Genomic DNA, 14737 nt, shown 5'->3' on the forward strand with positions numbered 1-14737 from the left:
GCGGACGCGGGATCAGATCGGCGCGGGCTTCTTCCGTTGCCGGTCCCACGGCTCGTCCCAGCCCAGCTCGTGGAGCACCCGGTCCAGGACCACCCCGGTGAATCCCCAGATGGTCACGGGGCCGTCCGCGGAATGCACCTCGAAGGCCGGCGATTTGTAGGTCGAAGGACCCCGCGTGATGGTCGCGTAGTACCGGTGCTCGGCGTTCGTCAGGTCTCGCACGGGCACGCGGAACACCTGAGCGGATTCCGCGGCGTCGACGACCTCGACCGGCGACGGCGAGACCCACCACCCCAGCACGGGCGTGACCATGAAATTGCTGACGGGCAAGGGCACCGGCGCCAGCCTCCCCAGAACGGTCACCCCCGAGCGGTCCAGCCCGGTCTCCTCCACGGCCTCACGCAGCGCGGCCTCCACGAAAGGATCCTCGGACTCCCGATCCTCCGGGTCGACTTTTCCTCCTGGGAAGGCCGGCTGTCCGGCGTGTTGTCGGAGCGAATCGGAGCGGACCACGATCAGCACGTCGAGGTCATCCCCCACCGCCCCGGCTGCGCCGGGCCGGGAGGTCGCCGGCGCGTCGTCGAGAACGCCGAAGAGGATCAAGACCGCCGCGTCGCGTACCGTCTCCGGGTCGATTCCGCCGATACGCCAGGGCTCTCGGTCGTCCATCACGATCTCCGACCCCCGCGCGGCGAGTTCGCGCAGGTCGTCCAGGGCACGGCGATCCGTCTCGTCAGGCGCCAAGGCTGTAACCCTCCCGTCGAAGCTCACGCCGCGTGGCCCCTTCCAAGAACCGTCGGTGGAGCTCTTCGCGGCCCGGCGTGAATTCGTAGCGCAGGAGTTTCTCCGCGGCCTCCTCGTCCGTTTCGCCGAGGCCGTAGGACGGACAAAGATCCGCGATCGGGCACACCCCGCAGGCCGGGGTCTTCGCGTGGCAGATGCGACGGCCGTGATAGATCAGGCGGTGGGAGAGCATCGTCCAATCCGATCGTTCGAAGAGATCGGAGACATCTCGTTCCACCTTGACGGGGTCTTCGTGTCGGGTGAACTCAAGCCTCCTGGCCAGGCGCCCAAAATGCGTATCCACCGTCAGCCCCGGTTCGTCAAACGCATTGCCGAGAACGACGAAGGCGGTCTTCCGTCCCACCCCTGCCAAACTGGTCAGCTCCGAAAGGGTACGGGGCACCTGACCATCGAATTCGTCCACGACCTGGCGCGAAAGGGACATGATGGACCGGGTCTTGGCCCGGTAGAACCCCAGGGGGTGGACGATGTCCTCGACGTCTTCGGCGGAGGCGCAGGACAGGGCCTCGGGCGTCGGGTAGGCCTCGAAGAGCCGCGGAGTGACCGAGTTGACCTTCACGTCCGTGGTCTGCGCCGAGAGGACCGTGGCCACGAGCAGCTCGAAGGGATTGCCGAAGTCGAGTTCCGCCACGGCGTAGGGATAGGTCTCGCCCAAGATCCGGTTGATCTTCCGAGCGCGCCTCACGAGCCCTCGGTGTGTTTCCTCCACGCCGGTCCGCCGTCTCTTGGCGGCTCCGGCGCGCGCCTTCGCGTCCGGGACCTGCCGGATCTCGAGACTGGGCCGCTGGTTATGGTCTTCGACGGTCATACGGCCCAACCTTACCCATCGCCGCGGGTGCGGGCGACGCCGATCCTCGTGGCCCACGCCGGTCCCCAGATTTCCCTCGGTGCGAAACGACAGGGCACCAGTGATTCCCATCACGAGATGTCCATTACAGTGGGAAAAAGACGCACACGCGGACGATATCGTCCGCGATCGATCACACGAGAGGAAGAACAGTGAGCGAGAATTCCCAGACCTTCCCGCCGTCCGAAGCCTTCGCGGCGCAGGCCAATGCCACGGCGGACCTGTACGAGCAGGCCGAGCAGCAGGGCACCGAGTTTTGGGCGGACCAGGCCAAGAAGTATCTGACCTGGGACAAGGAATTCACGAAGACCCTTGACTGGAGCAATCCTCCCTTCGCCAAGTGGTTCGAGGACGGAGAGCTCAACGCCGCCTATAACGCCGTCGACCGGCACGTCGAGAACGGCCACGGCGACCGCGTCGCCATCTACTTCGAGGGAGAGCCCGGCGACAGCCGTACCTACACCTACCAGGACCTCAAGGACGAGGTCTCCCGCGCCGCCAACGCCTTCTCTGACCTGGGAGTCGGCAAGGGCGATCGCGTCGCGGTCTATCTGCCCATGATCCCGGAGGCCGTGATCACGATGTTGGCGTGCGCGCGGATCGGCGCGATCCACTCCGTGATCTTCGGGGGCTTCTCCGCGGATGCCATCCGGTCACGGGTCGAGGACGGCCAGGCCAAGCTCGTGGTCACCGCGGATGGCTCGTTCCGCCGCGGCCAGCCGACCACGTTGAAGCCGGCCGTCGACAATGCGCTTTCCAAGGGTGGCGCGAGCGTCGAGCACGTCGTCGTGGTCAAGCGCAACGGCGAAGACGTCGCCTGGACCGAAGGCCGCGACGTCTGGTGGCACGAGACCGTCGAGACCGCCTCGGCCGATCACACACCGGTCCCGAATAACGCCGAAGACCCCCTGTTCATCCTGTACACCTCGGGCACCACGGGTAAGCCCAAGGGGATCCTCCACACGACGGGCGGATATCTGACGCACGCCGCATACACCCATCACAACGTCTTTGACATCAAGCCGGAGTCCGACGTCTTCTGGTGCACCGCCGATATCGGGTGGGTCACCGGCCATACCTACGTGGCCTACGGTCCCCTGCTCAACGGTTCCACCCAGGTCATCTACGAGGGCACCCCCAATTCGCCGCACCGCGGACGGTTCTGGGAGATCGTGGACAAGTACGGCGTGACGATCATGTACTCCTCCCCCACGGCCATCCGCACCATGATGAAGTGGGGCGAGGACATTCCGAACCAGTACTCCCTCGAATCCTTGCGCCTGCTGGGAACCGTGGGCGAGGCCATCAACCCGGAGGCCTGGCAGTGGTTCTATCGCGTCATCGGCAAGGAAAAGTGCCCGATCGTCGACACCTGGTGGCAGACCGAGACCGGCGGCATCATGATTTCGCAGTTGCCCGGGGTCACCGCGGCCAAGCCGGGCTCCGCGCAGCGCCCCCTCCCGGGTATCGGCGTTGAGGTCGTCGACGACATGGGCGAGACCCTCGGCAATGGAGAGTCCGGACTGCTCGTGCTGACCAAGCCGTGGCCCTCCATGTTGCGGACCATTTGGGGAGACGACCAACGTTTCGTGGACACCTACTGGTCCCGCTTCAACGAGACCACCTACTTTGCCGGTGACGGCGCCAAGCGCGACGAGGACGGCGACATCTGGGTCCTCGGCCGCGTCGACGACGTCATGAACGTCTCGGGACACCGTCTGTCGACGCCCGAGATCGAGTCCGCGCTGGTCTCGCACCACTCGGTCGCCGAGGCCGCGGTCGTCGGCGCCTCCGATGAAACCACCGGTCAGGCCGTGATCTCCTTCGTGATCCTCTCGGACGAGGCCGTGGCCGAAGGGCGCGACACCGACGAGCTCGCCGCGGAGATCAGAAACCACGTGGGCGAGGAGATTTCCCCGATCGCGAAGCCGAAGAAGGTGCTGATCGTTCCCGAACTTCCGAAGACGCGCTCGGGCAAGATCATGCGACGCCTGTTGAAGGATGTCGCCGAAGACAGGCCCGTGGGCGACGTCTCCACGCTCGCGGATCAGACCGTCATGGATCAGATCACGGAGACTCTCGGTAAGTAGGGCCCGGATCGCTCCCCAACGACGGGCGCCCCGAAGAAATCTTCGGGGCGCCCGTCGTTGCGTTGAGATTCGACATGCCAGAATGTGCCCATGAGCAAACCGATCTTCGTCCTCAATGGCCCCAACCTCAACATGCTCGGCAGGCGCAAGCCGGAGATCTACGGGACCACGACCCTGGCCGATATCGAGGAGAAGGTCCGCGACCGCGGCGAAGAGCTCGGATTTGGGATCGAATTCATGCAGTCGAATCACGAGGGTGACCTCGTGGACGAGATCCAACGGGCCAGGGACGAGGCCTGCGCCATCATCATCAATCCCGCGGCCTTCACGCACTATTCCATCGCGATCCATGATGCGCTGGAGGCCGCCGAACTACCCGTCGTCGAGGTTCATCTGTCGAATGTTCATCGCCGGGAAGACTTTCGTCACCTGTCGTACGTCTCGCTCCAGGCGGAGACCGTGATCGCGGGCGCCGGCGCCTACGGCTACATCCTGGGCCTGGAATACCTGGCTCAGCGTTAGCCCGCCGTGCACTGCCCCGTTCCGACGGGTTCGGTGCTCGTGGTCGCGGCGTCCAGAGTCGGATGCAACTCCGTCATGGACAGCGCGTAACCGGTCTCGCCCTGGGTGGCCTTGGCAAAGATCACTCCGATCACCTGGCCCTGCCCGTTGAGCAATGGGCCGCCCGAATTACCCTCCTGGACGTTAGCCGCCAACTGATACATTTCGCGCGGACTATTAGTGACACCATTCTGGGTCTTGGTGGTCGTATATTGCAGACCCTGGATCGACGCCGGACGTGACATGAACGGCCCGCCGAGGTCGTAACCCATGATGGTCGCAGTATCGCCGGCCTTTCCGTTCTCTCCCAAGTCGAGAGGTTGTGCCGAAAGGTCCGGGGCATCGAGCACCGCCAGATCCTTTTCCGGGTTGAAGGCCACGACCTTGGCCTGCACCGTCTGCCCGCCGCGCGTCTGCACGATGGGATTCGTGACACCGGCGACCACGTGCGCATTGGTGACGATGTGGTCATTCGCCGCGACGAAACCCGAACCCGACTGGTTCTGCGCGCAGGCATCCGCGGCGCCGTTAATCTTGACGACGGACGCCATGGCCGCGTCCAGCCCATCCGTCTGCGGCGCATCAATGGTGGGGGCGGCCTGCTCGGGGAAGAGCTGCTCGCTCAGCCGAGGAATGCCGGACTGTTGGAGCGCCGCCGCCCGCGCCTGGGCGATACCGCGCTGGACCGGTTCGGGAGTGATGCCTTCGAGCGCCGTGATGACCTTGGAGTTACCGACGGTCGTCGAAATCGCGGGAACCCCGAATTGCGTGACGGAGAAGCTCAAGACCACGATGACGAGCGCGCAGGTCACCAAGTTCAGCAGCGCACCGCCGATGCGGTCGAGCACTCCGAGCCCCGTGCGCTCGGTGATCCTGCGCAACGGACGCCCCAAGGCGATGCCGAGGGCCTGGCCCACGAGGATGAGCACGACGATGCTGGCCACGGCGACCGCGATCTTCCACCCACCGTCGACCCGTTCGACGAGGAACGGAGTGACGTAGAAAGCCGCCACGGCTCCCGCGATGAATCCGACCACCGCCCCCAGGGTCAGGAAGAAGCCCCGGGCGTATCCGCCCAGGAGGTAGGCCAGCAGGACCAGGATGAGTATCCAGTCGAGAACAGTCAGGTCAGTCATGTGTAGAACACCAATCATCGCGAACGGATCGCAAAAAAGCCGTGGTCGGTGGAGCCTTTGACGTTACCCGCCTCACCTGACAGAGTGCTCAAACATTTCTCGGTCTACACGCTCAGCGTGAAGAGATGGTCCCCTCTGTGGCGGATTCGACATGTAGCTTATAGAGTGGCTTCCAGATCCGTTGAATTTGTCACATGAGGCCACAGTCCCGCTTATCGGCAGGATTGTTGAGATGCAGGATATGCATCCGGCCTCAGATAAGACCCTGACCACTGAGGAGAATTATGGATATCGAGGTTCTGCGCAGGGCGCCGCTTTTCGCAACTCTTGACGATGAGGCTTTTGCCGCCCTGACCGACGACCTGACCGAGGTGGACCTCTCCCGCGGGGCAACCCTGTTCTACGAGGGCGATCCCGGGGATCAGCTGTACTTTGTCGTCTCCGGCAAGATCAAGCTGGGACGCACCGCTTCCGATGGCCGCGAGAACCTGGTGGCCATCATGGGTCCGGGAGAGATCTTCGGCGAGATGGCGCTCTTCGACCCGGGCCCCCGCTCGACCTCCGCTACCGCCGTCTCGGAAACCCGCCTCGCCGGCGTCAAGCACTCCAGCCTCAAGAAGGCCATGGATAAGAGCCCGTCGATTTCGGGTCAGGTCCTCCAGGCGTTGGCCCGTCGCCTCCGCCGCACCAACGAGAACCTCGCGGATCTGGTCTTCTCCGACGTTCCCGGCCGCGTGTCCAAGGCCCTGCTCGACCTCGCGGACCGTTTTGGCCGCCCGGCTACGGACGGCATCCTCGTGGCTCACGAGCTCACGCAGGAAGAGCTGGCCCAGCTGGTCGGCGCGTCGCGCGAAACCGTCAACAAGGCCCTCGCGGAATTCGTTCAGCGCGGCTGGATCAGGCTCGAAGCCCGGGCCGTGGTGATCCTCGACCTCCAGCGTCTCCGCCAGCGAAGCCGGTAATGAATACCCCCGCTCGCCCCTGACGGCGAACGGAAAAGGCCGGGTGCTTTACCGCACCCGGCCTTTTTTATGTCCCCCGCGACGGCCGCGAGCCGCGCTCAGGCGCCCTTGTCTCGGGTCTTCACCGCGTCCCGGGGCGGATCGAAGGCGAGCATCAGCTGCCCGTCCTTCTCGACGAGTTCCGGCTTCTTCACATGCACCCGACGCTTCTTCGTGAGGAACGCGATGGTCGTGGGGCACGCGGCGATGGCTTTGAGAAGGAACAGCGTGCCCGGGGTGACGAGTTCGGGAATCGTCTTTCCCACGGTGTCCTCCAGGCCGATCTCGTCGCCGAGTTCCGTCGAGCTGGGATTCGCGACCAGGTCTTCCGGCGAGACCCACCGCCCCCAGACGCCCTTAGACGTCAGGAGCTTGGGCCGTTGCCCGACCGGAACCACCGACGCGAAGAAATGCGTGTCGTATCGGCGGTGTGAAAAATCGGGGGTCTGCCAGCGACCGATCGGCTTCAACAGATCGGTGCGCACCTTGAGACCGGCCCGCTTGAGATAGTCGATGAAACCGAGTTCGTGGCCCGCGATGGCTTCGCGTGACGCCATCGTCTCGCTGGCCTCGGTGTATTCGACGGTGTCCTGCTCGGTCGGCCCCGCCAGAAGCACCCCGACCTCTTCGAAGCTCTCCCGGATGGCCGCCACGACGGCGCTTCTCGCCGCGACGACGTCGTCGTGGCCCAGCTTGGTGGCCCACTGCGTGGGGGTGGGACCGTACCAGCCCACCGGTTCGTGGTCATCAGGCTCCACCACGCCGCCGGGAAAACTCACCCTCCCCAGGGGCGACCCCGAGGTGGTGCGATAGGTCAGGAAGGTCTCGAGCCCGCCGTGGCCTTCTCTGATGTAAATGACCGAGGCTGCCGTCTTCATCTGGCAACAGGCCGACGGGTCATCCTCCTCCAACCACGCGCGCGCCGCCGTCGCCTGCCGTGCAGACAGCGGAAAGTAATGCGGGCTCGGCGGCGCGGCGCAGGCGGCCTGACCGGACTTGGCGGTCACCCGGTGCCCCGGGTAGGCCAGAGGTTTAGGAAAATTCAACGATGAGTTCCACTTCAACAGGGACGTCGAGGGGAAGGACGGCCACTCCGACGGCCGACCGGGCGTGAATCCCGGCTTCCCCGAAGGCCTTACCATACAGCTCCGACGCACCGTTGAGAACCTGAGCCTGACCAGTGAAATTGGGGTCAGAGCTCACAAACCCCGTGACCTTCACCACGCGCTTGACGCGGTCGAGATCGCCGATCACGGACTTGACCGCGGCCAGGGTATTCAAGGCGCAGATCCTGGCCTGGTCCGTCGCGTCCGCGACGCTCACCAAACCTTCGCCCGGGTTTTCCGACACCTTGCCCTTAACAGCGAATTCCCCGTTCTGAACGGGGATCTGCCCCGAGGTGTACACGTAATTCCCCGAGATGACCGCGGGAACGTACGAGGCCACGGGCGTCGCAACCTCGGGGACCGTCAGCCCCATGTCCTGCAGTCGAGATTCCACCTGAGACAACGACATGATCTAGCTCTCCTTCGGGCGTTTGAAGTACGCGATGGGGTTGGTCTGCGTGGGTGCAACCATGTTTCCTGAGGGGGCGTCCCCCGCCGGGGCGGAACCGGGCAGAACAGTCACGAGCTCCCACCCGTCCTGCCCCCAGTTGTCGAGGATCTGCTTGGTCGCGTGGATCATCAGCGGCACTGTGGCGTATTCCCATTGAGTCATGCCCCCAGCCTATCCAGGACAACAAGCCCGGCGCTATTCGCGGCCGCCCCGCGGGCCCGGCATCCCGGGCCACGATGGACGAAATCCGCACGATGCTTACAGGGGCTTTTCAGCCGATCTCCGGACACGCTGTGATTTGTCCACAGAGGTCCCGTTCGCCACACGTTTTCGCCGATCGACTTGTATGCTGTTGGAATGGCTTCACCCAAGAAATCCGCTCGACGGCGCGAACGGCGCACGCCGAGCGACTTCATCCAGTTCATTGCTCTGAGTATCGTCGCGGGCTTCGTGACGGCTGGTTTGCTGATCCCTCCGGCCGCCACGGCCGGTCTGACCGCCAGCGCCTCGATCAATTGGTTCAAGGGGCTCCCCAGCGACCTCTCCGACGGCCCCCTCTCCGGGCCGTCGACGTTTCTGACCAGTGACGGTAAGACCCTCGCGACCTTCTACTCGGAGAACCGCGAAGAGGTTTCCCTGGACCAGATTTCGCCCAATATGGTCAACGCGCAGCTGGCCATCGAGGATGACAGCTTTTACGAGCACGGCGGCGTCGATGCGTTTGGCATCGGGCGAGCCGTGTTGAACAACATCGTGCACCCCGGAACCCGCCAGGGCGCATCGACGATCACCCAGCAGTACGTCAACAACCTGCTGATCGATCAGGCGACCCAGAAGGGTTCGGACGCCACGTCCACCATGGGCGCCAATAAGGGCATGCTGGACAAGATCAAAGAGATGAAGCTTGCCATCTCGATGGAACAGAATAAGTCGAAGGACGAGATCCTCAACGGCTACCTGAACATCGTGAACTACGGCGGAAGCAACTACGGCGTCCAAGCCGCGTCCCAGTATTACTGGGGCAAGGACGCCAAGGACCTCAACATCCAGCAATCCGCTCTTCTCGCCGGCATGGTCCAGTCGCCGACCTATTTCGATCCCGAAGCCAATCCCAAGGCGGCGACCGACCGACGAAACACCGTGCTCCACTCGATGCTGATCCACAACAAGATCACCGAGGATCAGTACGAGCAGGCGAAGGCCGCTCCCCTCGATCTGGACATCCACCGCACGAATTCCGGATGTTCGGCCGCGGTCGACGCGCCGTACTTCTGCGACTACGTGCGTAACGAGTTCACGCAGGACGAGCGCTACGGCGCGAACTACAAGGAGCGTCTGGCCAGGCTGACCCGCGGTGGGCTGACGATCAAGACCACGCTCAAGAGCAAGGACCAGCAGACCGCTCAGGACCAGGTCAATCAGACCCAGCCGACGGATGACAACCCCGACGCGGTCAGCACGTCGTTGGTGTCGGTCCAGCCCGGCACGGGCAACATCCTGTCGATGGCCCAGAACTCGAATTACAACAACGGCAAGGGCGTCGGCAACACCGTCTATAACTACAACGTCGACACACCCATGGGCGGAACGCCCGGATTCCAGCCCGGCTCGACCTTCAAGGCCTTCTCCCTGACCCAGTGGATCAAGGAAGGCAACGGCGTGGACGCCACGATCGACGCAACGCCGCTGAGCTATCCGGCGGGCACCAAGTGGCGGGCCAGCTGTAAGCCAGGCGGATCCGTGGAGAACCCGGGAGCCAATGGCGCCTGGTCCTTCCAGAACGCCGAAAAGGGCTATAACCACCCCATGACGGTCAACGAGGGAATCTACAACTCCATCAACTCGGCTCTGTACGCGATGGATAACTACCTCGATCTCTGTGGGGTCGGGCAGACCGCCGCCGACCTCGGCGTCGTCAAGGGCGATCAGTCCCGCGGCCGCATCAACACCGAGGATTCCCTCGCGTCGCTGATCGGTACCGAAAACGTTGCCCCCATGGCGATGGCCAATGCGTTCGCGACCTACGCCGCCGAGGGCAAATACTGCGCACCGCGTTCGATCCAAGAGATCACGGACCGTAGCGGCAAAAAGCTGGACGTCGCTCCGAGCGACTGCCACCAGGCCGTCGACCCGGACGTCGCTCGCGGCGTGAACTACGTGCTGAAGAACGTCCTCACCAAGGGTTCCGCGTATAACCGAGGCATCGGCTTGGAGAACGCCTCGGCCGCCAAGACCGGTACCACGGATAATTCCACCCAGACGTGGACGGTCGGTTACACCCGCGGCGTCTCGACGGCCTCGTGGGTGGGCAACGTCGACCTCGGCTCGCGTTCCTTGAACGGTCTGCGCATCAACGGCCAGACCAAGGACTACGTGGACGGCTCGACCTACGCCGGCCAGCAGTGGCAGAACTACATGAAGGCCGTGTCTCGGGATTACAACACGGATGCGTTCACGAACCCCTCGGACAAGGTCATCAACGACAACATCAAGTCCGAAAAGGCCAAGTAGTTCCCGATGAGCGATAGCCATCGCCCGGCGGCCCCCGCCGCGACCGTATCCGTCCCCGCCATGATCGGTGGGGCCGGGTTGCTGGCCGCGGCGGGGGCCGCTTCCGTCGTCGCCTACGGGCATTTCGTCGAGCTGAACCGATTCCACGTGCGCGAGGAGACGCTCGCCGTCCTTCCTCCCGGATCTCCCGAGCTGCGAATTCTTCACATCTCGGATATGCACATGATCCCGGGGCAGCGACGCAAGACCCGGTTCATGCACGGCCTCGCCGATCTCCAGCCGGACCTGGTCATCAATACCGGAGACAACCTCAGCCATCTCGAGGGGCTTGCCCCGCTTCTGAACGCGTTGGGGCCCCTGATGGACTTCCCCGGCGTCTACGTCCCGGGATCCAATTGCTATTTCGCGCCCAAACTCAAGAATCCGGCGCGCTACCTGTGGCGCCACACCGGCAACGAGTCCAGGGGCGCGGACTTTGACGCCCTGCCCTTCGAAGCCATGCACGCGGCGTTCGAGGCCCGCGGTTGGCGAGGACTCATCAACCGAACGGACTCCCTGACCATCGGAGGCGTGCGGTTGGACTTCTCGGGCGTGGACGACCCCCACCTGGGCTACGATCGTCACCCGGGTTTCGCGCCCCTCCCCCACGGCGTCGACCCCGAGGTTCCCGCCGTCCGGATCGGGGTCATGCATGCGCCCTATGTTCGGACCATCCGCCGCTTCGTCGCCGACGGTGCCCAGGTGATGTTCGCGGGCCACACCCACGGTGGGCAGATCTGCCTTCCCGGCGGTCGCGCGCTGGTGTCCAATTGCGATCTGGACCCGTCGCGGGCCAAGGGCGTCAGCTATGAGGACAGCGTCCCCCTCGAGGTCTCGGCAGGGCTGGGAACCTCCCGTTTCGCCCCCGTGCGGCTCTTCTGCCCGCCGGAGGCCGTGCTCGTCAGGCTCACGGTGCGGGACGCGCTCTAATTTTTCGCGATCCCGTGCCGGGATGAGCGGTGGCGATCCCGTCGTGGTGATGCCGTTTTTAGGTAGGGCAAACCTCCCTAGAACCGGGGCAAGGGGTTACCTAGGATGACGATATGAGCCACACCGCAACGTCCACCGCGCAGAGCCGTTCCCCCCTCGCCGATTCCTCCGTTCCCGAGTCTCCCGAATTCACCGCGCTGGAGCGGATCCTCGGGGAGGACAACATCGCCACGAGTCATCGCGAGATTGACCGACTGGCCATGGCCCACGATGCCTCCCATTACCTCCTGGTTCCTCAGGGAATCGTTCATCCCACCACGCCCGAAGACGTCGCCGCGGTCATGTCGTCGGCAAGCAAGGCCGGCCTGCCGGTCACCTTCCGGTCCGGCGGCACGAGCCTCTCCGGCCAGTCCGTCGCGGGCGGCGTCATGGTGGACACGCGCCGCGCCTTCCGGAGCATCGAGGTCCTCGACGGCGGTGCGCGCGTGCGGGTGCAGCCCGGGGCCACGGTCGCCTCCGTCAACGCCGCCCTGCGCGGGCACGGCCGCAAGCTCGGCCCCGATCCGGCGTCGTCCTCGGCCTGCACGATCGGCGGGGTCGTGGCCAATAATTCCTCGGGGATGTCTTGTGGCACCGAATTCAATACGTACCGGACGCTGGAATCGATGGTTTTCGTCCTGCCCTCCGGAACCATGATCGACACCTCCGAGCCCGATGCCGACCGGCGATTGCGCGAGCTCGAACCCGAGCTGCACGAGGGACTCCTCCGCCTGCGCCGGCGCGTGATGGACAACCCGGCGTCGCAACGCATCATCAAGCACCAATTCTCGATGAAGAACACCATGGGCTACGGCGTCAACGCCCTCGTGGACTTCGACAGCCCCGTCGAGATCCTCGAACACCTGCTGATCGGTTCCGAGGGCACCCTGGGGTTCGTGGCCTCCGCGACCTTCCGGACCCTGGAGATACGCTCGGCCGCGTCCACCGGCCTGATGGTTTTCCCGGATCTCCTGTCGGCGACCTCGACGGTTCCCGCTTTGGTCGACGCGGGCATGGCGACGGTGGAGCTGCTGGACGCCACCTCGATCGCGGTCGCCCAGCGAAGCGGACGGGTCGCCGATGCCCTCTCGAGCATCGATGTCGACCAGCAGGCGGCGCTGCTCGTCGAGTTCGAGGGCAATAGCGAGGACGAGATCGCCGAGAGGCAGGGGCAGGCCCGAAGCCTGCTCGACAACCTCCCGTTGGCAGCACCGTTTTCCATGACGAAGGACCGGGGCCAGCGGAACCTCCTCTGGGCCGCCCGCAATAATCTCTACGCGGCCGTCGCCGGAAACCGCCCGACCGGGACGAATGCCCTGCTGGAAGATGTCGTGGTGCCCGTGGATATTCTGGGAGAGACGTGCCGTTCCCTGGGGAAACTGTTCACCCAGCACGGCTACTCGGACTCCGTCATCTTCGGGCACGCGAAGGACGGCAATATCCACTTCATGCTCAACGAGCAATTCGCGGAGCCTTCCCAGGTGGATCGGTACCAGTCCTTCACGGACGACATGGTCTCGCTCATCCTGGGCAACGACGGCTCCCTCAAGGCCGAGCACGGGACCGGCCGGATCATGGCCCCCTACGTCCGCAGGCAATACGGCGACGAACTCTACGAGGTCATGCAAGAGATCAAGCGCCTCGTCGACCCGGCCACGGTGCTCAACCCCGGTGTTCTGCTCAACGACGACCCCGACTCGTACGTGCAGAACCTCAAGGTTGCCGAGACGGTCGAGGAAGAAGTGGATCGTTGCGTGGAATGCGGCTACTGCGAGCCGGTGTGCCCGTCCCGGGACCTGACCCTGACGCCGCGCGAACGCATCGTGATACGCCGGGAGATCAAGGCCGCGGAGACTCGGGGCGATCACGAGCTGACCGAGAAGCTGCGACGGGATTGGGACTATGCCGGCGAGCAGACGTGTGCCGTGGACGGGATGTGCGCGACTCGCTGCCCAGTCGACATCAACACCGGTGACCTGATTCGTCGCCTCCGATCGGAGGACCAGAATCCGGCGGCCGCCACGGGCTGGAAGGTCGCAGCGCACGGATGGGGCGCGGCCAACACCGCCGCGGGCTACGGTCTACGAGCGGCCAAGAGGTTGCCGTGGCCCGTGCCCACCGCGGTCACCGATGCCGCTCGAGGCCTGGCCGGCGACGACGTCGTCCCCCGGTACAACCCGGACCTCCCCTCGGGCGGTCAACGCCGGGCCCCGCGTCGCGACCCCGAGGCGTCTTTCGTCTTCTTCCCGGCCTGCGTCAACGCCATGTTCGGGGCCGTGGATTCAGAGGGCAACGCGACGATGGACGGCGCGACGTCCTCGCTCATGACGGTGGCCCACCGTGCCGGGCTTCGCTGGGCCACGCCCGAAGGCATCGGATCGATGTGTTGCGGGACCCCGTGGAAGTCGAAGGGGTTCACCTCGGGTTACCAGGTCATGTCGGACCGGGTCCTCGATGCGCTCTGGGATGCGACCCGCGGCGGGGAATTGCCCGTCGTCTGCGACGCCTCCTCGTGCACCGAAGGTCTGGAGACCATGAAGGAGAAGGTGCGCGACGCCGCAACCGTCGGGCCCGTCACGGCGGAGGACGGCCAGGTCCGGGACTTCTCGAAGATCCACTTCGTCGACGCGGTGGAATTCGTCGCGGACCGGGTGCTCCCGCGCCTGACCATCGCGAGAAAACTGGATACCCTCGTGCTCCACCCCACGTGTTCCCTGACCCACATGGGCCTCCAGCCCCAGCTCGAAGCCCTGGGTCGCGCCGTGGCCGAGGAGTGCGAGGTGCCGCTGAGCTGGGCGTGCTGTGGTTACGCGGGCGACCGAGGGATGCTCCACCCCGAGCTGACGGCTGCGGCCACCCGCGCCGAGGCGGAGGAGGTCAATCGCCGATCCTTCGATGCCTACGCCTCGACCAACCGCACCTGCGAACAAGGCATGACCGAGGCCACCGGCCGGCCGTATCAGAACATCGTGCAGCTCGTGGAGTGGGCGAGCCGCTGACGCATTGCTCCCGAATGGCCCAGACCACACGGTTCCGGTTTGCCGGCTTATGGCCGATCCGCTATTCTAGAGAAGTTGCGTGACGCGATAACGAATTTTCGTGCGGACACGTCAACATCGGGATGTGGCGCAGCTTGGTAGCGCGCGTCGTTCGGGACGACGAGGTCGCAGGTTCAAATCCTGTCATCCCGACCAATGAACCCCGGAGCATCATGGATGCTCC

Annotated in this window: 12 protein-coding genes and 1 tRNA gene; 7 read left to right on the top strand and 6 right to left on the bottom strand. The window is 64.8% G+C overall.

Translation table 11 applies throughout. From position 1 onward, the window contains the following. Positions 1-12: 12 nt before the first annotated feature. Together CURSPS6_RS07355 and nth are read right to left on the bottom strand one after the other, a co-directional pair. Positions 13-744 carry an NUDIX hydrolase gene (locus CURSPS6_RS07355; RefSeq protein ID WP_051687718.1) on the bottom strand — a complete coding sequence of 244 codons (732 nt, stop codon included), beginning with the start codon at positions 742-744 and terminating at the stop codon, positions 13-15. Further along, entirely contained in the window at positions 734-1612 is an 879-nt protein-coding gene (nth, locus tag CURSPS6_RS07360) for an endonuclease III (protein ID WP_051687719.1), read from the bottom strand. The genes CURSPS6_RS07355 and nth overlap by 11 nt, the downstream gene beginning before the upstream one ends. Before the next feature lie 191 nt (positions 1613-1803). Between nth and acs the strand changes: the two genes are divergently transcribed. Together acs and aroQ are read left to right on the top strand one after the other, a co-directional pair. Next, the gene (gene acs, locus CURSPS6_RS07365) at positions 1804-3741 is read left to right on the top strand and encodes an acetate--CoA ligase (protein ID WP_030015227.1); all 1938 of its coding nucleotides are present in this window, start codon (positions 1804-1806) and stop codon (positions 3739-3741) included. A 90-nt stretch (positions 3742-3831) separates the two neighbouring features. Beyond that, positions 3832-4263: a type II 3-dehydroquinate dehydratase gene (gene aroQ / locus CURSPS6_RS07370; protein WP_030015228.1), complete on the top strand. Its 432-nt coding sequence runs from the start codon at positions 3832-3834 to the stop codon at positions 4261-4263. Here the strand turns inward: aroQ and CURSPS6_RS07375 are convergent. After that, a complete protein-coding gene (locus tag CURSPS6_RS07375) occupies positions 4260-5438 on the bottom strand; it encodes a MarP family serine protease (RefSeq protein WP_030015229.1) in 1179 nt (392 codons plus the stop codon). The genes aroQ and CURSPS6_RS07375 overlap by 4 nt on opposite strands. 284 nt (positions 5439-5722) lie before the next feature. Here CURSPS6_RS07375 and CURSPS6_RS07380 point away from each other — a divergent pair, with 284 nt between their 5' ends. Continuing rightward, positions 5723-6400 carry a Crp/Fnr family transcriptional regulator gene (locus tag CURSPS6_RS07380; RefSeq protein ID WP_030015231.1) on the top strand — a complete coding sequence of 226 codons (678 nt, stop codon included), beginning with the start codon at positions 5723-5725 and terminating at the stop codon, positions 6398-6400. 98 nt (positions 6401-6498) lie between these two features. Here the strand turns inward: CURSPS6_RS07380 and CURSPS6_RS07385 are convergent, their stop codons facing one another. Genes CURSPS6_RS07385 through CURSPS6_RS07395 form a run of 3 tightly spaced genes read right to left on the bottom strand, consistent with a single transcriptional unit; the run spans position 6499 to position 8158 of the window. Continuing rightward, positions 6499-7485, bottom strand: a complete 987-nt coding sequence (locus tag CURSPS6_RS07385; RefSeq protein WP_235503692.1) for an NUDIX hydrolase — start codon at positions 7483-7485, stop codon at positions 6499-6501. Then, the gene (locus tag CURSPS6_RS07390) at positions 7472-7954 is read right to left on the bottom strand and encodes a RidA family protein (RefSeq protein ID WP_030015234.1); all 483 of its coding nucleotides are present in this window, start codon (positions 7952-7954) and stop codon (positions 7472-7474) included. Before CURSPS6_RS07390 ends, CURSPS6_RS07385 begins: the two co-directional genes overlap by 14 nt. Before the next feature lie 3 nt (positions 7955-7957). Next, on the bottom strand, positions 7958-8158 hold the full coding sequence (locus tag CURSPS6_RS07395) for a DUF4177 domain-containing protein (RefSeq protein WP_030015235.1): 201 nt from the start codon (positions 8156-8158) through the stop codon (positions 7958-7960). Positions 8159-8353: 195 nt separating this feature from the next. On the opposite strand from CURSPS6_RS07395, the gene CURSPS6_RS07400 reads away from it, so the two are divergent. The 4 genes from CURSPS6_RS07400 to CURSPS6_RS07415 all read left to right on the top strand — a co-directional run bounded on the left by CURSPS6_RS07400 (position 8354) and on the right by CURSPS6_RS07415 (position 14709). Further along, complete coding sequence (locus CURSPS6_RS07400) at positions 8354-10507, top strand: transglycosylase domain-containing protein (protein WP_030015236.1); 2154 nt, start codon at positions 8354-8356, stop codon at positions 10505-10507. A 6-nt stretch (positions 10508-10513) separates the two neighbouring features. After that, complete coding sequence (locus CURSPS6_RS07405; protein WP_030015237.1) at positions 10514-11476, top strand: metallophosphoesterase; 963 nt, start codon at positions 10514-10516, stop codon at positions 11474-11476. 113 nt (positions 11477-11589) lie between these two features. Beyond that, entirely contained in the window at positions 11590-14514 is a 2925-nt protein-coding gene (locus tag CURSPS6_RS07410) for an FAD-binding and (Fe-S)-binding domain-containing protein (RefSeq protein WP_082470203.1), read from the top strand. Between the two features lie 118 nt (positions 14515-14632). Then, positions 14633-14709, top strand: a tRNA-Pro gene (locus tag CURSPS6_RS07415). Positions 14710-14737 lie beyond the last annotated feature (28 nt).

Source organism: Curtobacterium sp. S6, from assembly GCF_000710345.2.
In the GTDB taxonomy this organism is placed as follows: domain Bacteria; phylum Actinomycetota; class Actinomycetes; order Actinomycetales; family Micrococcaceae; genus Rothia.

Bases quoted from the DNA above. Each gene is read 5' to 3' on its own strand.
- CURSPS6_RS07375 (WP_030015229.1), bottom strand. From the start codon at position 5,438: ATGACTGACCTGACTGTTCTCGACTGGATACTCATCCTGGTCCTGCTG.
- CURSPS6_RS07410 (WP_082470203.1), top strand. From the start codon at position 11,590: ATGAGCCACACCGCAACGTCCACCGCGCAGAGCCGTTCCCCCCTCGCC.
- CURSPS6_RS07405 (WP_030015237.1), top strand. From the start codon at position 10,514: ATGAGCGATAGCCATCGCCCGGCGGCCCCCGCCGCGACCGTATCCGTC.
- CURSPS6_RS07390 (WP_030015234.1), bottom strand. From the start codon at position 7,954: ATGTCGTTGTCTCAGGTGGAATCTCGACTGCAGGACATGGGGCTGACG.
- CURSPS6_RS07400 (WP_030015236.1), top strand. From the start codon at position 8,354: ATGGCTTCACCCAAGAAATCCGCTCGACGGCGCGAACGGCGCACGCCG.
- aroQ (WP_030015228.1), top strand. From the start codon at position 3,832: ATGAGCAAACCGATCTTCGTCCTCAATGGCCCCAACCTCAACATGCTC.
- CURSPS6_RS07380 (WP_030015231.1), top strand. From the start codon at position 5,723: ATGGATATCGAGGTTCTGCGCAGGGCGCCGCTTTTCGCAACTCTTGAC.
- CURSPS6_RS07395 (WP_030015235.1), bottom strand. From the start codon at position 8,158: ATGACTCAATGGGAATACGCCACAGTGCCGCTGATGATCCACGCGACC.
- nth (WP_051687719.1), bottom strand. From the start codon at position 1,612: ATGACCGTCGAAGACCATAACCAGCGGCCCAGTCTCGAGATCCGGCAG.